General features: G+C 70.6%; 27 protein-coding genes. 22 read left to right on the top strand and 5 right to left on the bottom strand.

Annotated elements, in window-relative coordinates:
- Positions 1–8 precede the first annotated feature (8 nt).
- From rimM to FB471_RS10095, 13 genes are all read left to right on the top strand, one after another.
- Positions 9–530 carry a ribosome maturation factor RimM gene (gene rimM / locus FB471_RS10150; RefSeq protein ID WP_141997206.1) on the top strand — a complete coding sequence of 174 codons (522 nt, stop codon included), beginning with the start codon at positions 9–11 and terminating at the stop codon, positions 528–530.
- Between the two features lie 3 nt (positions 531–533).
- Entirely contained in the window at positions 534–1,280 is a 747-nt protein-coding gene (gene trmD / locus FB471_RS10145; RefSeq protein WP_141997204.1) for a tRNA (guanosine(37)-N1)-methyltransferase TrmD, read from the top strand.
- A 167-nt stretch (positions 1,281–1,447) separates the two neighbouring features.
- The gene (gene rplS, locus FB471_RS10140) at positions 1,448–1,825 is read left to right on the top strand and encodes a 50S ribosomal protein L19 (protein ID WP_142001719.1); all 378 of its coding nucleotides are present in this window, start codon (positions 1,448–1,450) and stop codon (positions 1,823–1,825) included.
- Between the two features lie 43 nt (positions 1,826–1,868).
- Positions 1,869–2,795 carry a signal peptidase I gene (gene lepB / locus FB471_RS10135; protein WP_142001718.1) on the top strand — a complete coding sequence of 309 codons (927 nt, stop codon included), beginning with the start codon at positions 1,869–1,871 and terminating at the stop codon, positions 2,793–2,795.
- A gap of 3 nt (positions 2,796–2,798) precedes the next feature.
- Positions 2,799–3,638 carry a ribonuclease HII gene (locus FB471_RS10130; RefSeq protein WP_141997203.1) on the top strand — a complete coding sequence of 280 codons (840 nt, stop codon included), beginning with the start codon at positions 2,799–2,801 and terminating at the stop codon, positions 3,636–3,638.
- Positions 3,635–3,958 carry a DUF2469 domain-containing protein gene (locus FB471_RS10125; protein ID WP_091297407.1) on the top strand — a complete coding sequence of 108 codons (324 nt, stop codon included), beginning with the start codon at positions 3,635–3,637 and terminating at the stop codon, positions 3,956–3,958. Before FB471_RS10130 ends, FB471_RS10125 begins: the two co-directional genes overlap by 4 nt.
- Positions 3,959–4,189: 231 nt before the next feature.
- Positions 4,190–4,585, top strand: coding sequence for a YraN family protein (locus tag FB471_RS10120; protein ID WP_425457050.1), 396 nt, complete (start codon positions 4,190–4,192; stop codon positions 4,583–4,585).
- On the top strand, positions 4,585–6,096 hold the full coding sequence (locus FB471_RS10115) for a YifB family Mg chelatase-like AAA ATPase (protein WP_141997200.1): 1,512 nt from the start codon (positions 4,585–4,587) through the stop codon (positions 6,094–6,096). Before FB471_RS10120 ends, FB471_RS10115 begins: the two co-directional genes overlap by 1 nt.
- Positions 6,093–7,262, top strand: a complete 1,170-nt coding sequence (gene dprA / locus FB471_RS10110; RefSeq protein ID WP_141997198.1) for a DNA-processing protein DprA — start codon at positions 6,093–6,095, stop codon at positions 7,260–7,262. The genes FB471_RS10115 and dprA overlap by 4 nt, the downstream gene beginning before the upstream one ends.
- A gap of 578 nt (positions 7,263–7,840) precedes the next feature.
- Entirely contained in the window at positions 7,841–8,335 is a 495-nt protein-coding gene (locus tag FB471_RS34545) for a carbon-nitrogen hydrolase family protein (RefSeq protein ID WP_211358215.1), read from the top strand.
- Between the two features lie 202 nt (positions 8,336–8,537).
- Positions 8,538–8,741 (top strand): hypothetical protein, encoded by a 204-nt coding sequence (locus FB471_RS34540; protein WP_211358005.1) that lies wholly within the window; start codon positions 8,538–8,540, stop codon positions 8,739–8,741.
- Positions 8,742–9,059: 318 nt separating this feature from the next.
- Positions 9,060–10,055 (top strand): tyrosine recombinase XerC, encoded by a 996-nt coding sequence (locus FB471_RS10100; protein WP_141997196.1) that lies wholly within the window; start codon positions 9,060–9,062, stop codon positions 10,053–10,055.
- The gene (locus tag FB471_RS10095) at positions 10,027–10,986 is read left to right on the top strand and encodes a FliA/WhiG family RNA polymerase sigma factor (protein ID WP_141997194.1); all 960 of its coding nucleotides are present in this window, start codon (positions 10,027–10,029) and stop codon (positions 10,984–10,986) included. The genes FB471_RS10100 and FB471_RS10095 overlap by 29 nt, the downstream gene beginning before the upstream one ends.
- A gap of 39 nt (positions 10,987–11,025) precedes the next feature.
- Here the strand turns inward: FB471_RS10095 and FB471_RS35915 are convergent, their stop codons facing one another.
- Positions 11,026–11,760: a murein hydrolase activator EnvC family protein gene (locus tag FB471_RS35915; RefSeq protein WP_141997192.1), complete on the bottom strand. Its 735-nt coding sequence runs from the start codon at positions 11,758–11,760 to the stop codon at positions 11,026–11,028.
- Between the two features lie 396 nt (positions 11,761–12,156).
- Between FB471_RS35915 and rpsB the strand changes: the two genes are divergently transcribed.
- The 5 genes from rpsB to FB471_RS10065 all read left to right on the top strand — a co-directional run bounded on the left by rpsB (position 12,157) and on the right by FB471_RS10065 (position 16,296).
- Positions 12,157–13,011: a 30S ribosomal protein S2 gene (rpsB, locus tag FB471_RS10085; RefSeq protein ID WP_141997190.1), complete on the top strand. Its 855-nt coding sequence runs from the start codon at positions 12,157–12,159 to the stop codon at positions 13,009–13,011.
- A 73-nt stretch (positions 13,012–13,084) separates the two neighbouring features.
- On the top strand, positions 13,085–13,909 hold the full coding sequence (gene tsf, locus FB471_RS10080; RefSeq protein ID WP_141997188.1) for a translation elongation factor Ts: 825 nt from the start codon (positions 13,085–13,087) through the stop codon (positions 13,907–13,909).
- Between the two features lie 175 nt (positions 13,910–14,084).
- Entirely contained in the window at positions 14,085–14,831 is a 747-nt protein-coding gene (pyrH, locus tag FB471_RS10075) for a UMP kinase (protein WP_141997186.1), read from the top strand.
- A gap of 36 nt (positions 14,832–14,867) precedes the next feature.
- Positions 14,868–15,425: a ribosome recycling factor gene (gene frr / locus FB471_RS10070; RefSeq protein ID WP_141997184.1), complete on the top strand. Its 558-nt coding sequence runs from the start codon at positions 14,868–14,870 to the stop codon at positions 15,423–15,425.
- Positions 15,426–15,450: 25 nt separating this feature from the next.
- A complete protein-coding gene (locus tag FB471_RS10065; RefSeq protein WP_425457049.1) occupies positions 15,451–16,296 on the top strand; it encodes a phosphatidate cytidylyltransferase in 846 nt (281 codons plus the stop codon).
- 12 nt (positions 16,297–16,308) lie between these two features.
- On the opposite strand, the gene FB471_RS10060 is transcribed toward FB471_RS10065, so the two are convergent.
- Complete coding sequence (locus FB471_RS10060) at positions 16,309–17,145, bottom strand: VOC family protein (protein WP_141997181.1); 837 nt, start codon at positions 17,143–17,145, stop codon at positions 16,309–16,311.
- A gap of 158 nt (positions 17,146–17,303) precedes the next feature.
- Here FB471_RS10060 and FB471_RS10055 point away from each other — a divergent pair, with 158 nt between their 5' ends.
- Complete coding sequence (locus tag FB471_RS10055; RefSeq protein ID WP_141997178.1) at positions 17,304–18,059, top strand: class I SAM-dependent methyltransferase; 756 nt, start codon at positions 17,304–17,306, stop codon at positions 18,057–18,059.
- A 20-nt stretch (positions 18,060–18,079) separates the two neighbouring features.
- On the opposite strand, the gene FB471_RS10050 is transcribed toward FB471_RS10055, so the two are convergent.
- Both FB471_RS10050 and FB471_RS35030 read right to left on the bottom strand, forming a co-directional pair.
- Positions 18,080–18,703, bottom strand: a complete 624-nt coding sequence (locus FB471_RS10050; RefSeq protein WP_141997176.1) for a MerR family transcriptional regulator — start codon at positions 18,701–18,703, stop codon at positions 18,080–18,082.
- A gap of 48 nt (positions 18,704–18,751) precedes the next feature.
- Positions 18,752–18,952, bottom strand: coding sequence for a hypothetical protein (locus tag FB471_RS35030; protein WP_246076768.1), 201 nt, complete (start codon positions 18,950–18,952; stop codon positions 18,752–18,754).
- A 38-nt stretch (positions 18,953–18,990) separates the two neighbouring features.
- Between FB471_RS35030 and FB471_RS10045 the strand changes: the two genes are divergently transcribed.
- The gene (locus tag FB471_RS10045) at positions 18,991–19,740 is read left to right on the top strand and encodes a hypothetical protein (RefSeq protein WP_342779415.1); all 750 of its coding nucleotides are present in this window, start codon (positions 18,991–18,993) and stop codon (positions 19,738–19,740) included.
- On the top strand, positions 19,737–20,192 hold the full coding sequence (locus tag FB471_RS10040) for an ABA4-like family protein (protein WP_141997174.1): 456 nt from the start codon (positions 19,737–19,739) through the stop codon (positions 20,190–20,192). Before FB471_RS10045 ends, FB471_RS10040 begins: the two co-directional genes overlap by 4 nt.
- On the opposite strand, the gene FB471_RS10035 is transcribed toward FB471_RS10040, so the two are convergent.
- Positions 20,119–20,565, bottom strand: coding sequence for a PadR family transcriptional regulator (locus FB471_RS10035; protein ID WP_141997172.1), 447 nt, complete (start codon positions 20,563–20,565; stop codon positions 20,119–20,121). The two genes, FB471_RS10040 and FB471_RS10035, sit on opposite strands and share 74 nt — an antisense overlap.
- A 250-nt stretch (positions 20,566–20,815) precedes the next feature.
- On the opposite strand from FB471_RS10035, the gene rlmN reads away from it, so the two are divergent.
- Positions 20,816–21,937 (top strand): dual-specificity RNA methyltransferase RlmN, encoded by a 1,122-nt coding sequence (rlmN, locus tag FB471_RS10030; protein ID WP_141997170.1) that lies wholly within the window; start codon positions 20,816–20,818, stop codon positions 21,935–21,937.
- Positions 21,938–21,968 lie beyond the last annotated feature (31 nt).

Here is a 21,968-nt window from a genome sequence, read left to right as displayed (position 1 = left end):
CACCGCCGATGGAGGTCGTTGTCGGCCGCATCGCCAAGGCGCACGGGGTGCGCGGCGAGCTCACCGTCGAGGTGCGCACCGACTCCCCGGAACTGCGGTTCGCACCGGACTCGGTGCTGACCGCACGTTCCCGGGGAGGGGAAAGCCGGCAGCTCACCGTGACAGCCGCCCGCCAGCAGACCGGCGGGCGGCTTTTGGTGCGTTTCGCCGAGGTCCCCGGTCGGGAGCGGGCGGACGCGCTGCGTGGCCTGCTGCTGTTCGCCGACACGGCCGAGCTGCCCCCGATCGAGGACCCGGACGAGTTCTACGACCACCAGCTGGAGGGGCTGCGGGTCGAGCTCACCGACGGCAGCACGGTCGGGACCGTGCGTGAGGTGGTGCACTCACCGGCGGGCGAGTTGCTCGCGGTGGAGCGGGACGGCAAGGACGGCGCCGTGACGCTGGTGCCGTTCGTCCGCGCGATCGTGCCCGAGGTCGACCCGGTGGCGGGCCGGGTCGTGCTCGATCCCCCGGAAGGCCTGCTCGAGTAGCTCATGCGGATCGACGTCGTCACCATCTTCCCGGAGTACCTGGAGCCCCTGCGGGCGGCTCTGCTCGGCCGGGCCATCGATCGCGGCCTGCTCGAGGTCGACGTGCACGACCTGCGGGACTGGACGCACGACGTGCACCGCGCGGTGGACGACGCACCCTACGGTGGCGGTCCCGGCATGGTGATGAAGCCGCAGATCTGGGGGCCCGCGCTGGACGACGTCTGCGCCGAGGGCGGCAGGCTCGTGGTGCCGACCCCGGCCGGCAGGCCGTTCACCCAGGCCCTCGCGCGGGAGTACGCCGCCGAGCGGCACCTGGTGTTCGCCTGCGGCCGGTACGAGGGCATCGACCAGCGGGTGATCGAGGACGCGGCCGGCCGGATGCCGGTGGACGAGGTGTCCATCGGGGATTACGTGCTGGTCGGCGGGGAGTCCGCCGTGCTGGTGATCGTCGAGGCGGTGGCTCGGCTGCTACCCGGCGTGCTCGGCAACCCGGTGTCCGCGGAGCAGGACTCCTTCTCCGGTGGGCTGCTCGAAGGGCCGAGCTACACCCGCCCGGAGACCTGGCGCGGGCTCGCCGTGCCGGAGGTGCTGCGGTCCGGCAACCACGCCCTGATCGACCGGTGGCGCCGGGACCAGGCGTTGGAGCGCACGGCGCGGCGCCGTCCCGACCTGATCCGTGCCCTGCCGGAGGGCAGCCTGGACGCGCACGACCGCGCGGTGCTGGAGCGGTGCGAAGGCGACGAGCCCTGACCCGCTGCCGGGGGCGCCGACCAGGTTTGCAATACTTGACCGGATGGCGCGGCGACACGACCGCGTCCGCATGAACCTCCTGGGCCGACCCGTCGCCGAACATTGTCGCGCGGCGAGCGCCTGCCCGGATGTACGTAGGCCAGACCAAGGACGAGGACGGATCCCCGATGAACACCCTGGACGCCCTGGACGCTCAGTCGCTGCGTTCCGACATCCCGGACTTCCGTCCGGGCGACACGCTGAAGGTGCACGTCCGCGTTATCGAGGGCAACCGCGAGCGCAACCAGGTCTTCCAGGGCGCTGTGATCCGCCGCCAGGGCGACGGCATCCGCGAGACGTTCACCGTGCGGAAGGTGTCCTTCGGCGTCGGCGTCGAGCGCACCTTCCCGGTGCACTCCCCGAACATCGCCAAGATCGAGGTGCACATGCGTGGTGACGTCCGCCGCGCGAAGCTCTACTACCTGCGCAAGCTGCGCGGCAAGGCCGCCAAGATCAAGGAGCGGCGCTCCAGCAGCGCCGCAAAGGCGAGCACCTCGGCGTCCTGAGCTGTTGAGCCGAATCACGTAGCCTGGCGACGTGGTCGAGCCTGTGCCTTCAAACGCCGCTGAGGATGAGCCGGAGCGCCCCGAGGACGACGACGGCACGTCGTCCGAGACCCACGGGGCTCACCGGCGGCGTAAGTCACGCAAACAGCGCAAGCAGCGTTCCTTCTGGAAAGAGCTGCCGATCCTCATCGTTGTGGCGCTCGTCTTCGCGTTCCTGATCCAGCAGTTCATCGCCCGGGTGTACATGATCCCGTCCGGGTCGATGGAGGAGACGCTGCACGGCTGCCCCGGCTGCACGCCGGACCGGATCCTGGTCGACAAGCTCGTCTACGACTTCAGTGACCCGGAGCCCGGCGAGGTCGTGGTGTTCAAGGGCCCGGAGGCCTGGACCGAGAACGACCTGCCCACGCAGGAGTCCAGCAACGGCGTGGTGCGCTTCTTCCGCAGTATCGGCTCGGTGTTCGGCCTCGCGCCGCCGGACGAGAAGGACTTCGTCAAGCGCATCATCGCCACCGGCGGGCAGACCGTGGAGTGCTGTGACGCGCAGAACCGGGTGACGGTCGACGGGATTCCGCTGGACGAGCCCTACATCCACTGGGAGCCCGGCGCGGAGAACACGCAGATCGACTTCGGTCCGGTGACGGTACCCGACGGTACGGTCTGGGTGATGGGTGACAACCGCAACAACTCCTCGGACTCGCGGTACCAGGGTGGCGGTGGCGTGCGTGGCGTCGTCCCGGTGGACAACATCATCGGCAAGGCCAGGTTCATCGTGTTGCCGCCCTCGCGCTGGGGCGGGGTGAGTGACCACAACCCGCAGCAGGCCGCGTCGCAGGCGTCCGCGTTGAGCGCTCCCGCCTGGGGCGCGGGCATCCCGCTCGGTGCGGGTGTGATCGCCGCCTGGCCCGCGGTCGCCGGTGGCCGCGGGCTTGGTGGGGCCGTGCGCGGGGCGGCCAAGCGGGGACAGTAGGCGATGCCATCGGCAGCTCGTTTCGCGATCCGGCCGCCGCGTGCGGTGGTGCGTGGCGAGACCACCTGGGGGTTGCAGTCGGCGCTGGACCGGCGGGGCCTCGGCCCGGTCGCCGGTGTGGACGAGGCCGGCCGGGGTGCCTGCGCGGGGCCACTGGTGGTCGCCGCCTGCGTTCTCCGCCCCGGTGACGGTGCCCGGCTGACCGAGCTCACCGACTCCAAGCTGCTCACCCCGGAAGCAAGGGAACGGGTGTACGAGCGGGTGCTGGCGCGCGCGCTCGCGCATTCGGTGGTGGTGATCCCCCCGGAGGAGGTCGATGCCATCGGTATCCACGTGACCAACGTGGAGGGCATGCGCCGCGCGGTCGCCATGTTGCCCACCCGGCCGGGTTACGTGCTGACCGACGGCTTCGGGGTACCCGGACTGCCCGCGCCGAGTGTGCCGGTGATCAAGGGGGATCGGGCCGTCGCGTGCGTGGCGGCGGCCTCGGTGCTGGCGAAGGTGACCAGGGATCGGATCATGGCGGGGCTGCACGAGCGGCACCCGGTGTACGGGTTCGATGTGCATAAGGGATACAGCACCGCCGAGCACAGTGCCGCGCTGACCGAGCACGGCCCGAGCGAGGTGCACAGGTGGTCCTATGTCAACGTGGCGCGGGCGGCCGCGGCACATGGCCGGTACCCACCGCGGCGGGTGCAGCTCAGCGCGGCCGCGCTGCTGCGTTCGGCGACCGACCCGGCACCGAGCGCGGCGGAACGTGCTGATCACGAGCGCGTGGGTGAGAATGGGAGTTCCGTCGGTGAACGGCAAGCTGACCCGCGAGGAGGGGCGCGCGTTTCATGAGCGCAGAGGATCTCGAGAAGTACGAGACCGAGATGGAGCTGTCGCTGTACCGCGAGTACCGCGACATCGTGAGCCAGTTCTCGTACGTCGTGGAGACCGAGCGGCGGTTCTACCTGGCCAACGCCGTGGACGTGCAGGTGCGGGACGGGGGCGGCGAGGTCTACTTCGAGGTACGCATGTCCGACGCCTGGGTGTGGGACATGTACCGGCCCGCCCGGTTCGTGAAGCATGTCCGAGTGATCACCTTCAAGGACGTCAACGTGGAGGAGCTGGACAAACCGGACCTGCGATTACCCGAGGACGGGCCGTTCTCCGGCTGACAGTCGACCAGGCGAACGCGGCGCGTGCCGACAGCACGCCATGGCCGCTCACCGCCGCGCGCCCTTAGCACGAGCCACCGACGATCACGCCTGCCCTGACCGTTCCGGGCCAGGGACTATCCACATCACCCGTGTTGTCCACAGCCGGTGAGTCCGGCGCTGGTGCCCGCACCGACCGCCCTGGCAGCGTCGAAAGGACGTAACCGTGGGAGTCGGAACTGGGGGTGGACCGTGTTGGGGACGGCGGCACGAACGGATATGGCGCTGCGGCGCCCCTCGCCACGTGAACTCGGCCGCTGGGGCGAGCGGATGGCCGCCGCCCACCTACGCGGCCTCGGGTTGTCGGTGCTGGGGCGGAACTGGAGCTGCCGGGAGGGTGAGCTGGACTTGCTCGCCACGGACGGCCGAATCGTGGTCGTCTGCGAGGTCAAGACCCGCTCCGGCCGGGGCTTCGGGCCTCCGGAGGCGTCGGTCACCTGGACCAAGAGCAGGCGGATCCGGCGGCTCGCCCGGTTGTGGCTGCGCGCGCAGGGGCTCGGCTGGTGCCGGCTGCGCTTCGACGTGATCTCGATTGAATCGGCACGGGGAACGCGACCGCGCCTGCGGCATATCGAGGGGGCGTTCTGATGGCACTGGCGCGAGCGTGGGCCATCGGGCTGCTCGGGATCGACGGCCGGCCGGTGGAGATCGAGGCCGATATCGGTGCGGGCCTGCCGAGGACGACCCTGGTCGGACTGCCGGATCCGGGGCTACGCGAGGCGAAGGAACGGGTGCGTGCCGCCGTTCGTAACACCGTGGGCGGCTGGCCGGATCAGCCGGTCACCCTCGGACTGTCCCCGGCGAACCTGCCGAAAGTGGGCTCGGGCTACGACCTCGGTATCGCGGTCGCGGTGCTGGCGGCCGCGGGCAAGGTACCGGCGACCAGGCTGCCGGGCACCGTGCTGCTCGGCGAACTCGCGCTGGACGGCCGGATCCGGCCGGTGCGCGGCGTGCTGCCCGCCCTGCTCGCCGCGCGCAGGGCGGGGCTGACCAGGGCCGTGGTACCCGCCGAGTCACTGTTCGAGGCGGTGCTGGTGGACGGCGTGCGGGTCGGTGGTGCCGCCCGGCTGGCGGAGGTGCTCGGCTGGCTGCGTGGCGAGCAGGAACTCCTCACCGCCGAGCCGCCTGCGGAGGATGTGGCCGCCGGGGTGCCCGACCTGGTCGATGTCCTCGGCCAGCCGGAAGCCAGGTGGGCGCTGGAGGTCGCCGCGGCGGGCGGCCACCACCTGCTGCTCAGCGGGCCACCAGGGGTCGGTAAGACGATGCTGGCCCGCAGGCTGCCCGGCCTGTTGCCCCGGCTGGCCGGGGAGGACTCGCTGGAGGTCACGGCGGTGCATTCGGTGCACGGCTCGCTGTCGCCCTCGTCCCCGCTGGTGCGGGTACCGCCCTTCGTGGCGCCGCACCACTCGATCACACCGGCGGCACTGGTCGGCGGCGGCAGCGGCCTGGCGTCCCCCGGCGCGATCAGCCAGGCCCATCTCGGCGTGCTGTTCCTCGACGAGGCCTGCGAGTTCGGGCCGAAGCTGCTGGACAGCCTGCGCACCGCCGTGGAGGACGGTGAGGTGCGGATCTCCCGGCAGCGGGGCTCGGTGTCCTTCCCCGCGCGCTTCCAGTTGGTGCTGGCGACCAACCCGTGTCCCTGCGCGCCGCCGCGGGAGGCGGACTGTAGCTGCTCGCCCTCGGCCCGCAGGCGTTACCTCGGTCGGCTGTCCGGGCCGCTGCTGGACCGGGTGGACCTACGGGTGCGGATGCGGCCCATCACGGCGATGAACGGGCGGGAATGCGGCGAGCCGGAACCGACCGAGCAGGTGCGTGCCCGGGTGCTGCGGGCCAGGGAGCGCGCCGCGCTGCGCTGGTCGGACCACGGGTGGCGGACCAACGCCGAGGTTCCCGGGCCCGTGCTGCGCCGCGAGTACGCCCTGCCCGCGAGCGCGACGGCGCTGCTGGACACCGGGTTGCGCCGGGGCTCGGTCACCGCCCGGGGAGCCGACCGCTGCCTGCGCATCGCCTGGACGCTCAGCGACCTGGCCGGCACCGAGCGGCCGGACGCCGATCACGTGGCGAGCGCACTGGAGTTCCGCGATCGGAGGGCGGCGTGAGACCCGGATACGACGCGGACCGGCCGGACAGCCCGCGGTGCGCCAGGGCTTACCTACTCCGGGTCGCCGAACCGCCCGCTCCCGCGCTGGCCGCGTTCGTCGCCGAGCACGGGCCGGTGGCAGCCGCGGAGCGGGTGCGCGAGCAGCGGGTGCCGGAGGCCGTGGCGCGGGAGACCTCCGCCCGCCGGGAGCTGGTGCTGGCGGCCGAGGACCTCGCCGCGGCCGCCCGGGCCGGGGCCCGGCTGATCATCCCGGAGGACGAGGAGTGGCCCGCGTGGCCGTTGCTGTGCCTCGAGGTGGCGACCGGGCGCGGGGTGCGGGACGTGGCCACGCCGCTGGCCCTGTGGGCGCGCGGCAACGCCACGCTGGACCGGGTGACCGATCGGGCGGTCGCGGTTGTCGGGGCCCGTGCCGCCACCGGATACGGGGAGCACACCAGCGCCGAGTTCGGCTACGGACTGGCCGAGCGCGGCATGACGGTGTTCTCCGGAGCGGCCTACGGCGTGGACGGCGCGGCCCATCGCGGCGCGCTGGCCGGAGGCGGGGCGACCGTGGCGGTACTCGGATGCGCACTGGACGCCGGCTACCCCGCCGGCCACATCGGCCTGTGTAACCGCATCGCCGAGCACGGGCTGGTGCTCAGCGAGTACCCGCCGGGTACCCCACCCGCGCGGCACCGCTTCCTGGTCCGTAACCGGCTGATCGCGGCGTTGACCGCGGGCAGCGTGGTGGTCGAGGCGGGCGCGCGTAGTGGCGCCAGGAACACCGCGGCCACCGCCGGCGCGCTCGGCAAGGTGGTGATGGCGGTACCCGGTCCGGTGGGTTCCGCGACCTCGGTCGGTTGCCACCAGCTGATCCGCGGCGGGGAGGCGACCCTGGTCGCCTCGGTGGCCGACGTGCTGGACACGGTCGGCAGCATCGGCACCGACCTGCGGCCGGAGGTCGACCACCCGCGCCGGTCGACCGACGGGCTCGGTCCCCAGGCGCTGCGGGTGCACGAGACCCTCGGCACCCGCAAGGGCAAGTCCCCCGAGCGCATCGCCACCGAGTCCGGCGTGCCGGTGGCACGTGTCCGGGCCATCCTGCCCGCGTTGGAGCTGGACGGCCTGAGTGCGCGCTGCGAGAGCGGCTGGCGCCGCGCCCGAGAAGCGGGGCGCGCACCATGACCCCGCCCCGCCACCCAGGACGTCCCGGGCCGCCCGCACCCCATCCGAGCAGCGCCCGAAGCCTGCCCGCCGTGCCGAGACCGATGACCGGCGGCCGGTGCGCTGGCCGCTCGCGGACCCGCGCCGCCCGGCGACGCGCGAGTTTGCCGTCCACGTCCGCGAGTTGGCCGTCCACGTCCGCGGGTTTGCTGCTCATGTCCGCGAGTTGGCCGTCCACGTCCGCGGGTTTGCTGCTCATGTCCGCGGGTTTGCTGTCCACGTCCGCGGGTTTGCTGCTCATGTCCGCGGGTTTGCTGCTCATGTCCGCGTGTTGGCTGCATATGTATCCGGTTCGGCGATTCCCGTACCGTCGGTGCGCGGCACGGCCGTCCACGTGGCGACCTCGCCGGGGAGCGGGAACGTCTGTGTCGCCCGCGCTCGAGCGGTCGCCCATCCCACGAGCTCCTCCGGGGCACGCCCCGCACCGGCACAGCGGGCGCGGTCGGCGGAGCCGAATCCTCCGCTCGAGGTGATTTCCCGTTCCTCACCGGAGGCTACCTGCGGATCATGGGTGGCATGACGGTCGTCAGGGTGGCTACCTGCCAATTCCGGTCAGCGCGGATATCCGGCGCAACCTCGGCTATGTCGCTCGTCAGGTGCGGGTGGCCAAGGATCGGGACGCGGATGTCGTTCACTTCCCGGAAGGAGCGTTATTGGGATACGCCGGAGTCGATTTCGACAGCTTCGCGGAATTCGACTGGGCCGGTCTGCGCTCGGCCACTCGCCGTGTCCTCGAGGTGGCTCGCGAATCGCGGATCTGGGTGGTCCTCGGCTCGGCGCATGAGCTTGGCGCGGGGAACAAGCCTCATCACAGCCTGTATGTCATCGACGAAGCCGGCTGCCTCGTCGAGCGTTACGACAAGCGTTTCTGTGGCGGCAAGCAGGATGAGTGTGTCGGCGACTTCGCGCACTACAGCCCCGGAGACCACCTCAGCACATGGGATCTCAACGGCCTTCGCCGCGGTGCTCTGATCTGCTACGACTACCGTTTCCCTGAGCTGTACCGCGAGTACGCGAAAGCGGTGTGCGGCTGATGTTCCACTCGTTCCACGTCGCGAATGTGTCCCCGGAGCGTGTCGAGATGATCAGTGCTGCCATGGGTTCCGAGTTCGAGCCTTTCAACCGGGCGCCGACCTTCACCTACCCCGGTGTCACCATACCTGCGGTGATGGCAGCCGCCGCTGCCCGCAACCACATGTGGATCAGTTGCCCGAACTCGTCAGCCCGCGAGAGCCTGTGGCCGACGTTCTTCATCCGGCGGACGGAGTCACCCTGGGAAGGTCGCGGCGGAACACCGCCGGGGTGCTGATCTCCACCGCGGACACCGCCGAGGACCTCTACGACTCGACCGGACCGTGGCGTGACCGGGCCATGGCGGGGATTCTCCACAGCGGCACCGCCGTGCACGACCCTCGCTCGACGGATCGGACGGCCCTGTGACGACGCCGCTCGTCGCGGAGCACGGCTCCGGCGCGGTTCGTCGATGCCCGCCGTCCCAGGCCTGGGCGACTACCGCGAGGTGACGTCGGCAGGCGGCGCCGGATTCGGTGGCCGAGGTCGTGGCCGTCGCACGGGCCTCGGCCGCTCGCCCATCCCGCCTGCCGGTGGCCACGTCCACGCTCGTGAACAAGCGATCAGTCATCGGGCGGGTCCGATGTGCTGCCGAGAGCCTGGCCCGCTGGGCGGTACGCAACCACCTGGTCGGAGTCGCGTGGCGATGCTTGACCGGAGCGCAGGTTTAGCGCAGCGTCAGCGCACATGCCGCCCTCGCAACCACGCCGCGTCGACCTGTCGCGGATCCGCGAACGCCTGCCGCGGGCCGCCACCGACCTTGTCGAGGAGTACGAGCGGCACCTGAAGCTGGAGCGAAACCTCTCCGAGCACACCGTCCGCGCCTACGCGGGCGACGTGGTGTCCCTGCTCGGGTTTCTGCACGGCGTTGACGGCGCGGCCGATGGTGCGTGTGCCGCGCCGGATGCCGCCGCGCTGGACGGGCTGGACATCGGTGTCCTTCGCGCATGGTTGGCCGGGCAGCGTGCCTCTGGGCACAGCCGGACGACCTTGTCCCGCAGGGCGGCGGCGGTGCGCACGTTCACGGCATGGGTGCAGCGGCAGGGTTTCCTGGACACCGATCCCGGTGCGCGGCTGGCCGCGCCGCGACCGCGACGAACCCTGCCCGGGGTGCTGCGGCCGGAGCAGGCCACCGAACTGATGCGGCATTCCGGCACCGGCGCGGCGGAACGCGACCCGGTAGCGCTGCGCGATCACGCGGTGCTCGAGTTGCTGTACGCGACCGGGGTGCGGGTGTCCGAGCTCTGCGGCCTGGACCTCGACGAGGTGGAGTTCGACCGCCGAGTGATCCGGGTGATCGGCAAGGGGGACAAGGAACGGGTCGTGCCGTTCGGCGTGCCCGCCGAACGTGCGGTGCGGGCCTGGGTCGAACAGGGCAGGCCGGAACTGGTGCGGGACGAGGTCAGCGCACTGTTTCTCGGGGTGCGTGGGCGCAGGCTCGATCCGCGTACCGTACGTCGGCTGGTACGCGACGCGGCCGAGACGGTCCCGGGCAGCGCGGTGACCGGACCACACGGGCTGCGGCATTCCGCGGCGACACACCTGCTCGAAGGCGGTGCTGACCTTCGCAGCGTTCAGGAACTACTCGGTCACGCTACGCTTGCCACCACGCAGCTCTACACTCACGTGACCGTCGAGCGGCTGAAGGCGATCCATGACCGGACCCACCCCCGCGCCCGATGACCTGGGGGGCACTTTGGCGAGCCCCGCAGCGTCCTCGTCGCGCCCGGACACGACCGAGCCGAGCACCGGCGATCAGCCCGTGCCCACGCGCTCCGCACCGGACAGTGGGCAGGACAAGCCGGCTGACAGCGATGTCATCGACGGCACTTCCGGCAACAGCGGCGGTAGCGAGGTCGAGGCGGGCATCCAAGCACTGTGGCAGCAGTTCGCCCACTCCCCGCAGCAGCGCATCAGGGACCGGCTGGTGCTGCACTACGCTCCGCTCGTCAAGTACGTGGCGGGGCGGGTCGGCACCGGGCTGCCGACCCATGTCGATGTCGGCGACCTGATCCAGTCCGGCATCTTCGGCCTCGTCGACGCGATCGAGAAGTTCGACCCCGACCGCGGGTTGCGTTTCGAGACCTACGCCATGCAGCGTATCCGCGGCGCCATCCTGGACGATCTTCGTTCCCAGGACTGGGTGCCGCGTGCCGTGCGCAGCCGGATCCGCGAAGCCGAGCGCGCGCTGGAACGGCTCGGGGGGCGGCTGCACCGCACGCCCACCGACGCCGAGCTCGCCACCGAGCTGGAGATCTCCGTCTCCGACCTGCGGGACCTCTACGGCCAGCTGCAACTGACCAGCGTGGTCGCGCTGGAGGACCTGGTCACGGCGGGCAGGGACTGCGCGTCGGTGGTCGACATGCTGCCGGACGACGACGCGGTGGACCCGGTCGCGGTGCTGGTCGACCAGGACAACCGGCGGCAGCTCGCCGAGGCGATCGCGCAGCTCACCGAGCGGGACCGGATCGTGGTCAGCCTCTACTACTTCGAAAGCCTGACCCTGGCGGAGATCGGCAAGGTGCTCGGGGTGACCGAGTCGCGGGTGAGCCAGCTGCACACCCGCGCGGTACTGCGGTTGCGGGCCAAGCTGATGGAGCAGACCAGCGTCTGAGCATCGGGGGCACCGAGCCGGTCGGACGTGGCATCCCGATCACCCGGCCCAGGGTTTCAGCCGGAGCGCTCCGGCCGGTTCGACCAGGTACACGGGGTTGAGGTACTCCGCGCCCCGGCGGACACCCCAGTGCAGGCAGGCCGTCATGGTGCACTCCGGGTGCCCCGCCGTCACCGTGCCGATCGCCTGACCGGCGTACACCTGATCGCCTGCCGACACCGTGGGCTCGAGCGGCTCGTAGGTGCTGCGCAGCCCGCCGTCGTGGTCGATGGACACGACCCCGCGGCCGGCGACCGGGCCGGCGAACACCACGAACCCCTGCTCGACGGCGAGCACCCGCTGCCCGGGCTCGGCGCCGAGGTCCACGCCCCGGTGGCCCGGCCCGTAGGGATGCGCGGGCGGCTCGAACGGCCTGACCAGCGGCGGCGGCGCGGGCTCGAGCGGCCAGCCGAACCGGGGCTCCAGCCGGCCGCGCGGGCTCGGCAAGGAGCCGGGGCGGGGTCGCGGGGCCGCACCGGCGGCCGTGGGCGAGCCGGAGTGCGCGACCAGGTCGGCCGGTGCCACCGGAGCGGAGGACACGGGCGCATCGGAGGAGCCCGGTGGGGGCGAGGGTCCCGCTCGGCCGGTGGCCGCCGCGGCGCAGGACAGGATGAGCGCCGCGACCACGAGCAGGACCGGTAGCAGCCGGTACGGCGGTCGGCGCCGGCCGGTACGCCGGTGTCGACCTGCTGCTCGCCGGGGCGAGGACGTGGGGTGGATCGCGACGATGGTCATGGGATCCAGCCTCGCGGGTACGGCCGCGGGGCGGCAGTGGGTCCGGGAGATCTGTGGATAAGCCGGGGGTCGCGGGGGTGGATGTGGACAACTCGGGGCGCGGGTGTTGCCGGTGCTGAACGCTTCGGTGGGGCGGCGTACACTATTGCCCGCAGTCTGTGTTCGCACGGGCTGACTCCACGTGTACGTGTGCGTTTCGCCGGTTTCCGTGCTGCGAGGTCTCAGTGCAACGAGCGGAGCGAACGGCGTCCGGCGGTCCCAGCGGTGTCGGCACCGAAGGGTCCGGACGGCGGCACGGCACCAGGGCGGCCGGCCACCCGGTCGGCCGCGACAAAACCGACCGCGCGCGTCGAGCCCAGGCCCGGCGCGCTCACGACAGAAGAGGTGGACCCGGCGATGGCCGTCGTCACCATGAAGCAGTTGCTCGACTCCGGCGTGCACTTCGGGCACCAGACCCGGCGCTGGAACCCGAAGATGAAGCGCTACATCTTCACCGAGCGCAACGGCATCTACATCATCGACCTGCAGCAGACGCTGTCCTACATCGATCGCGCCTTCGAGTTCATCAAGGAGACGATCGCGCACGGCGGCAGCATCCTGTTCGTCGGCACCAAGAAGCAGGCGCAGGAAGCGATCGCGCACGAGGCGTTGCGCGTCGGCATGCCCTTCGTGAACCAGCGGTGGCTCGGCGGCATGCTCACCAACTTCCAGACCGTGCACAAGCGCCTGCAGCGACTGAAGGAGCTGGAGTCCCAGGAGCAGACCGGCGGCTTCCAGGGCCTGACCAAGCGCGAGATCCTCACTCTGACCCGCGAGAAGGACAAGCTGGAGAGGACCCTCGGCGGGATCCGCGACATGTCCAAGGTGCCCAGCGCCGTCTGGATCGTGGACACCAAGAAGGAGCACATCGCCGTCGGCGAGGCGCGCAAGCTGAACATCCCGATCGTGGCGATCCTGGACACCAACTGCGACCCGGACGAGGTCGACTACCCGATCCCGGGCAACGACGACGCGATCCGGTCGGCCGCCCTGCTCACCAAGGTCGTCGCCGAGGCCGCCGCGGCGGGCCTGATGGCTCGATCCGGTCGGAACGGCTCGGCCGCCGCTGGCCAGGACAAGCCGGAAGCGGGTGTCGCCTCGGACGAGCCGCTCGCCGAGTGGGAGAAGGACCTGCTGGCCGGCAGCGAGAATCCCGCGGAGGGCGAGCAGGCGGGCGCGAACGCGGCCGAGCAGACCACCACCGCCTCCTGAGCACCAGCACCACCTAGCCAATCCGCGCCAGTTCACTGGCACAGACACGGGACAAGGGAACGGAAAACCCAGGATGTCGAATTACACCGCGGCAGACGTTAAGCGCCTCCGCGAGCTGACCGGCGCCGGCATGATGAACTGCAAGAACGCACTCGAGGAGAGCGAGGGCGACTTCGACAAGGCCGTCGAGGTCCTGCGCATCAAGGGCGCCAAGGACGTGGGCAAGCGTGCCGAGCGGTCCACGGCCGAGGGTCTGGTCGCCGGTAGCGGTGGCGCGCTGGTCGAGATCAACTCCGAGACCGACTTCGTCGCGAAGAACGACGAGTTCCAGCAGCTCGCCGACAAGATCGTCGAGGTGGCCAAGACCGTCCGCACCGACGACGTGGAGAAGCTGAAGCTCGCCGAGCTGGACGGCAAGACCGTCAACGAGGTGGTGCAGCAGCTTGCCGCGAAGATCGGCGAGAAGCTGGAGCTGCGCCGGGTCGCGGTCTTCGACGGCACGGTCGAGACCTACCTGCACCGCCGTGGCTCCGGGCTGCCGCCCGCGGTCGGCGTGCTGATCGAGTACACCGGCTCCGGCGAGGGCGCCGCCGACGCGGCCCGGGGTGCCGCGCTGCAGGTGGCGGCGCTCAAGCCGAAGTTCCTCAGCAGGGACGAGGTGGCCGCCGAGACGATCGAGAACGAGAAGCGCATCGCCGAGCAGACCGCCCGCGAGGAAGGCAAGCCGGAGCAGGCGCTGCCCAAGATCATCGAGGGCAAGGTCAACGCCTACTACAAGGACACCGTGCTGCTCGAGCAGCCCTCGGTGACCGACAACAAGAAGACGGTCAAGGCCCTCCTGGACGAGGCGGGAGTGACCGTGACCCGGTTCGCCCGCTTCGAGGTCGGCCAGCAGTAACCGGTCCCCGCCGCGGCCGCGGGACGGGCCGAGGACGCGGCGGGACCCGACTGGATACGTGCGCGAGAACCAGCACTGTGCCCCGTCCCCGGCCGTGTCGGGGACGGGGCACAGTCGCGACTGGTAGGCGTGCCGAGCAGCACGGACAGCGGTACCCCGACGAGGTGGAGGCGAGATGACGGCGGAGCGGGCCGAGCACGGTTATCGAAGGGTACTGCTCAAACTGGGTGGCGAGATGTTCGGTGGCGGCGCGGTCGGTGTCGATCCGGACGTGGTGCACTCGGTGGCGGCGCAGATCGCCGGCGTCGTCCGTACCGGTGTGCAGATGGCCGTGGTGATCGGCGGCGGCAACTACTTTCGCGGCGCCGAGCTCTCCCAGCGGGGTATGGACCGTGACCGCGCCGACTACATGGCCATGCTCGGCACGGTGATGAACTGTCTCGCCCTGCAGGACTTCCTGGAGAAGGAAGGCGTCCCGACCCGCGTGCAGAGCGCCATCACGATGGGGCAGGTCGCCGAACCCTACATCCCGCGCCGTGCCGAGCGGCACCTGGAGAAGGGGCGGGTCGTCATCTTCGCGGCCGGCGTGGGCATGCCGTACTTCTCCACCGACACCGCGGCCGCTCAGCGTGCCCTCGAGATCGGGTGCGACGTCGTGCTGATGGCGAAGGCCGTGGACGGGGTCTACACGGCGGATCCGAAGAACGATCCGACCGCGGAGATGTTCCGCGAGATCACCCACCGTGAGGTGCTCGAGCGTGGCCTCCGGGTCGCCGATGCCACCGCGTTCAGCCTGTGCATGGACAACAATATGCCGATCATCGTGTTCAACCTGCTCACCGAGGGGAACATCGCTCGCGCGGTGAGTGGTGAGAGGATCGGCACGTTGGTCAGCACCCCCGCGGGTCTGCCGTCGGCGTAGACCCGCGTCACGACAGCGCCAGACTAAGGAGTAGCCGTGATCGACGAGACCCTCCTCGACGCCGAGGAGAAGATGGAAAAAGCGGTGTCCGTGGCCAAGGAGGACCTGACGTCGGTGCGGACCGGGCGGGCGACCCCGGCGATGTTCTCCCGTATCACGGTCGACTACTACGGCGCGGCCACGCCGCTGAACCAGTTGGCCAGCGTGAACATCCCCGAAGCTCGGATGGCCGTCATCAAGCCCTACGACCTCAGCCAGCTGAACCAGGTCGAGAAGGCCATCCGGGACTCCGACCTCGGGGTGAACCCGAGCAACGACGGTCAGGTGATCCGGGTGGTCATCCCGCAGCTCACCGAGGAGCGGCGCAAGGAGATGGTCAAGGTCGCCAAGGGCAAGGGCGAGGACGCCAAGATCTCCATCCGCAGCGTGCGCCGCAAGGCGAAGGAGGAACTCGACCGGATTGCCAAGGACGGCGAGGCCGGCGAGGACGAGGTCGCCAGGGCGGAGAAGGAGTTGCAGAACCTCACCGACAACTACGTGCACCAGGTCGAGGAGCTGGTGAAGCACAAAGAAGCCGAACTGCTCGAGGTCTGACGACGTGGGTGGGGCGGGAGTGAGTGTGAGCGGGGAACGCGAGGACGTGCCCGAACCGAAGTCCGCGCGGGCGGGTCGCGACCTACCCGCGGCGATCGGCGTCGGGGTGGCACTCGGCGCGGCGATCCTGGTTTCACTGCTCACGGTCCGGTTCGTGTTCATCGGGATCATCGCCGCGGCGATCGTGGTCGGCACCATCGAACTCGCCGGTGCGCTGCGCCGCGCGGCGAACATCCGGATCGCGCTGGTTCCGGTGTTGGTCGGGGGTCAGGCGATGATCTGGCTGGCCTGGCCGTTCGGTAGGGAAGGAGCGCTCACCGCCTTCGTGCTCACCGTGCTCGCCTGCCTGCTCTGGCGACTGCGCGGCGGCGCGGACGGCTACCTGCGAGATGTCGGCTCCTCCGTGTTCGCGGCCGCCTACCTGCCGCTGTTCGCCGCCTTCGCCGCGATGCTGGTACCGCCGGAGGACGGCGTCGGCAGGGTGCTGGCGTTCATGATCGGCGTGGTGGCCTCGGACACCGGCGGCTACATCGCGGGTGTCCTGCGTGGCAGGCATCCCATGGCGCCCTCGATCAGCCCGAAGAAGACCTGGGAGGGCTTCGGCGGCTCGCTGCTGGCCGGGGTGGTCGCGGGCTCCCTGACCTTCAGCCTGATGCTGGACGCCCAGGCATGGCAGGGCGTGCTCTTCGGGGCGGCCATCGTGCTGACCGCCACCCTGGGCGACCTGATGGAGTCACTGATCAAGCGCGACCTCGGGATCAAGGACATGGGCAACCTGCTGCCCGGCCACGGTGGTCTGATGGACCGGTTGGATTCCCTGCTGCCCTCGGCCGTGGTGTCCTGGCTGCTGCTCAGCGCCTTCGTGCCCTGAGCCCGATTCGGCTCAGTCGTCGTAGGGGTCGTCCACCTCGGCTCGGCCCCAGCCTTCGACCACCTTCGACCGGTCGATGATCGAGAAGGGTGCCCCGCCAGGGTCGGCGATGATCGCGGTGCGCCCGAAGGGGGTGTCGAACGGTGGCGCCACCACGGTTCCGCCCAGCGTGCCGGCGTGCGCCGCCACGGAGTCGGTGCCGCGGGTGGGGTCGATCTCGAAGTAGATCATCCAGTGTGGCGGCGCCGTCGGTTCGTACTCCGGCCCCATCACGTAGCGGTAGAGCACCGGGAACTGATCCAGCCGCCATTCCGCGTAGTCGATGTTCTGCATCCCGATCTGTTCACCGGTGAAGTTGAACAGTCGGCAGAAGAAGCCGTCGGCCGCGGCGCCGTCGTGGGTGTTGATATCCGCGCCGGTGAAGGTGCCGGGGATGCCGAAGCTGAACTCCCAACTGCTCGCGGGCTGCCAGAACACGACCGGCACCCCGCCGGGATCGACGGCGTGCAGGATGCTGCCGCGGTCCGGGATGTCCACCGGCCCCAGCATCCGCCTGCCGCCGAGATGCTCGACCCATTCGGCGGTCGTGCTGGTGTTGTGCACCGCCAGGTGCAGGATCCAGCCCTGTGGCTGACCGGCCCGCGCCTGGTACATCCCGCCCGCGGCGGCCACGTTGATGCTCGCGATCGTGTAGCGGCCGGTGGCCGGATCGGGGCTGGTCTGGAAGCGCCAGCCGAACAGCCCGGCGTAGAAGTGCCGGGCAGCGGCCTCGTCCGGCGTCGCGAGTTCGATCCAGCATGGGGTTCCGGGAAGCAGCGCGGGCGTCAGGTCCGACGAACCGGGCGACATGAATCATCTCCTCGGGTGGGGGCGAAGAGTTTACGCGACATCTATGCCGCTCAACCGGAAAACGGCGAAGGTCGAAATGTGATCGAGTCAATAATCGGATATTCTCCTTATTTCGGACGTCGAGTACCTGGCGTGCGGGGTGTGCCTATGCTGGTTCCGTGAAGAGATCCGCGCGCAGGGTGGATGTGTTGCCAAGCCCGAACATCTGGTACCACCCCGATGCGTACGAGCTGGAGAACCGTGTGCAGGACGCGGACCAGGCGATCTGGCGGGTGCTCCGGCGGGAATGCGACTGGGCCGGTAAGGACGTGCTGGACATCGGGTGCGGCGACGGTTTCCACCTGGCCCGGTTCGCGGAGACAGCGAGGTCCGTGGTGGGGGTGGAGCCGCACGGCCCGCTGGTGGAGCGGGCCGCGCGCCGGGTCGCCGCGGTATCGGGCGTGACGGTGCGGCGGGGCACCGCCGCGCGGCTTCCGCTGTCCCCGGCCAGCGTCGATCTGGTGCACGCGCGCACCGCGTACTTCTTCGGCCCTGGCTGCGGGCCCGGGCTGCGGGCGGCCGAGCGGGCGCTGCGGCGTGGGGGAACGCTGGCCATCGTGGATCTGGACGTCGGCCGCGGCCCGTACGGCGACTGGATGCGGGCCGACCTACCCGGCTACGACCCCGCCGCGGTGGACCGGTTCTTCGCCGAGGCGGGCTTTCGTTGCCTGCGGGTCGATACCCGGTGGCGGTTCCCGGATCGGAAGGCGGTGGAGACCGTGCTGCGCATCGAGTTCAGCGCGCCGGTCGCGGAGCGGGCGATCGCGCAGGTCCTGCGGATGAACCAGAAGGCGTGTGGGGAACTGGTGCTCCCCGTGGGGTACCGGGTGCTGCTCAGGCCGAAGCGCGCCGGCCCGCGTCGGCTCCGGTCCTGACCGGGGTGGCGGTCTTCCGGTCAGTCGCCGAAGTAACGGGCCGAGGCGTTCTGCTGCGCGATCCGGCGCAGGCCGGCCAGTAGCACGTCACCGAGCGCGGTGCCCACAACGGCACGTTCCACCGTCGACTCGGCGGGGTCGGTGCCGGTGAGCGAGCCGAGATCGGCCTCGGCGACCCGCTGCGCGGCCGCGCCGTACTCACTCAGCAGTTCCACTGAGCTGTGATGACCCAGTTCACGGAAGGTGCAGAGCACGCTCACCAGCGAGTCCACCGCTCCGTCGCAGGATTTGAGCTGCCAGCCTTGTTCCTCGGCCACGGCCTCGATACGGCCCATAGCCCAGGCTCGGGAATCCTCGTCCGCCTCGGTGCGGGCGGGTGCCAGCCGTTGGTGTGCCCGCCCGAGCACACTGTGCATCGACTTCTGCTGGTCGATGGCCTCGAGTACGGCACGGACATCGGCGATCGAGAACCCGCCGATGTCGAGCAGGGCGCGGACGAGCCGGAGCCTGCGGACGTGCGTCTCGTCGTAGCGCGCCTGGTTGCGGCCGGTGCGCTCGCCGGCGGGGACCAGGCCCTCGCGCAGGTAGTACTTGATCGTCGCCACCGGCACGCCGGACTCTTTGCTCAGCTCGGCCATCCGCATGTGCGCGATCTTAGATATCTCTCATGGCGGATAGCATAACTTTCCAGTTTAGATAGTCGAGCTATCCAAACTGGGAGGCAGGATGACGACACCGATCCGCCGGGCTGTGGCGTGGCATCGACCGATGATGGTGTTCGCGGGGGCCATGACGGCCATGGCCGTGGTGTCGGCGGTGGGACTCGGCGTGGACGACCGGGTGCTGCTCGGCGCGCCGATCTGGCTGAAGCCGTTCAAGTTCGCGGTGTCCATGGCGCTGTACTGCGTCACCTGGGCGTGGGCTGGTCTCCTTGCCGCGCACCCGCAGGCGCCTGGCGGCCGGGGTGTCCACCGTGCTGGTGGCCGTCCTCGCGGTGGAGTACGCGATCATCGCCCTGCAGGCCGCGCGGGGAAGGGCGAGCCATTTCAACACCGCGACGGAGTTCGACGCGAACCTGTTCAAGGTGATGGGCGGGTCGATCGTGGTGTTGTGGGTGGGCACGCTGGTGCTGACCGTCCTCGTGCTGCGGACCCCGATCGCGGACGCGGCCAGCAGGCTGGCGATCCGGCTCGGGGCGGCGATCTCCCTGGTGGGGTTGGCGCTCGGCGCGCTGATGTTCCTGCCGGCCGGCGGGGGCACCGTCGAGGGGATGGTCGGCGCGCACAGTGTCGGCGTCCCGGACGGCGGACCGGGCATGCCGGTGACCGGCTGGAGCACCACCGGTGGTGACCTGCGGATCCCGCATTTCATCGGCATGCACGCGCTGCAACTGCTCCCGCTGCTGGCCCTGCTGCTGGGCACGCTGGCGACAAGGTTCCGGGCACTGAGCAACGGTGCCGTGCGCGCCCGGCTGGTGCTGGTGGCGGCGGCCGGTTATGCCGGCCTGGTCGTCCTGGTCACCTGGCAGGCCCTGCGTGGCCAGCCGCTGATCGCACCGGACGCCTGGACCCTGGCCGCGGCGGGCCTGCTGGCCTTCGGGGTCGCCGCCGGGGCCGCCGACGCGCCGCGCCGAGCACCGGCCCCGAGCCACACCCGCGGCGAGCAGGTAGGTGCCCGATGAGCACGAGCGCGCTTTTCGGTATCACGTTCTACCTGGTCGTGCCGTTCTGGGCGATGATGATCCTTGCTCCCCGCTGGTCCTGGACCCGGCGGATCATCGCCTCGCCCTGGATCGCCGCCCCGCCGCTGATCGTCTACGCGATACTCGCGCTGCGGGACCTCGCCGAGCTGTGGGCGGTGGTGAGCCGTCCCGACCTCGGCGCGCTGCAGGCCTTCCTGGGTGATCCCGTCGGTGCGGCCGCCATCTGGGCCCACCTGATCGCCTTCGACCTGCTGATCGGGCGGTGGATGTACCTCGACGCGCGGGAGCGTGGCGTCCACCATGCGTTCCTCGCGCCGATCCTGGTACTGACCATCCTGCTGTCGCCGTTCGGCCTGCTCACGTATCTGCTGGTGCGGGCGGTTCCTCGATCTCGCCGAGGATCCCGTACAGCGAGCGACGGGCCTCGTTGAGCACCGTGACGGCCTTCGCCTTCTGCTGGCTGGAGCCGACCCTGCTCACCTGCTTCATGGCGCCCATCAGGGCACCGGTGGCGTTGCGCAACTCGACCTCGTTCGGGTCGACGTCCCGGGCGATCTGCTCCCAGGGCGGGGTGCCGTCCAACTGCCCGGCGGCGCCGATGCCCTCCTCGGTCAGTTCGAACAGGCGCTTGCCCCCGTCTTCGCTGCTGCGCACCAGGCCCTCGTCGGCAAGCAACTGCAGGGTGGGGTAGATCGAGCCGGGGCTCGGCCGCCAGAGGCCGCGGCTGCGCTCGGCGATCTCGCCGATGATCTCGTAGCCGTGCCGGGACTGCTCGGCCAGCAGGGCGAGGATCGCGGTACGCACGTCGCCGCGCCTACCCCGATGACCGCCGCGCCGGGGTCCGTGGGGCCCGCCACGTGGCCCGCGTGGGCCCCGGCCGCGAGGCTCGAAGTCCGGTCGCCCGTACTCGTCCGCGAACGGCGGACGCATCCTGTGGGGTGGTCTCATGTCGATCCTTTCGTATTGTATCTCGATACGTTCACGATATATCGGAAACAGTCGTATAGCAAGTGGCTGCGGCCGCCCGGCGCCGGCGTGGGAGAATCGAGGCGTTATGACTGCCCTCCCCCTGGTTTTCGACGCGCCCCGCCGTGGCCTGCCGCCACGGCACCTCGCCGACCTCACCGCCGCCGAGCGGGCCGAGGCGGTGACCGGGCTGGGGGAGAAGGCGTTCCGCGCCAAGCAGCTCTCGCATCACTACTTCTCCCGGCTGACCGTGGACCCGGAGGCGATGACCGACATCCCGGCGGCGTCCCGGCAGCGGCTGGTGGAGGAGCTGATGCCCACCCTGTTGACCGAGGTCCGCGCGCTGGCCTGCGACGACGGCACCACCCGCAAGACGTTGTGGCGGGCGCACGACGGGACGCTGCTGGAAAGCGTGCTGATGCGCTACCCGGACCGGGCCACCCTGTGCATCTCCAGCCAGGCCGGCTGCGGCATGGCCTGCCCGTTCTGTGCCACCGGCCAGGGCGGGCTGGACCGCAACCTGTCCACCGCCGAGATCGTCGACCAGGTGCGCTCGGCCGCCGCCGTGATGCGCGACGGCCTGCTGCCCGGCCCGGACGGCGGCCCCGCGCCGGGCAGGCTGTCCAACGTCGTGTTCATGGGCATGGGCGAGCCGCTGGCCAACTACAAGCGGGTGGTCGGCGCGGTCCGCCGGATCACCGAACCGGCACCGGCGGGCCTCGGTATCTCGCAGCGTTCGGTGACGGTGTCCACGGTGGGCCTTGCCCCGGCGATCCGGAAGCTGGCGGACGAGCGGATGCAGGTGCGGCTGGCGGTGTCCCTGCACGCCCCGGACGACGAGCTGCGGGACGAGCTGGTGCCGGTGAACAACCGGTGGTCCATCGACGAGGTACTGTCCGCGGCGCGGTACTACGGGGACACCAGTGGCAGGCGGGTGTCGATCGAGTACGCGCTGATCCGGGACATGAACGACCACCCGTGGCGGGCGGACCTGCTGGCGAAGCGGTTGCGCGAGCACCTCGGGCACCTGGTGCACGTGAACGTGATCCCGCTGAACCCCACCCCGGGCAGCAAGTGGGACGCCTCGCCGAAGCCGGTGGAGCGGGAGTTCGTGCGCCGGGTGAACGCCGCCGGTGTGGCCTGCACGGTCCGGGACACCCGCGGCCAGGAGATCGCCGCCGCCTGCGGCCAGCTCGCCGCCGAAGCCTGATCGACGTGCCGGTAATACCAGGTTATACTCG

The sequence above is a fragment of the Amycolatopsis cihanbeyliensis genome (assembly GCF_006715045.1).
GTDB lineage: Bacteria > Actinomycetota > Actinomycetes > Mycobacteriales > Pseudonocardiaceae > Amycolatopsis > Amycolatopsis cihanbeyliensis.
The sequence above is the reverse complement of the archived record's forward strand: the minus strand, read 5'-3'. Positions and strand labels throughout refer to the sequence as shown.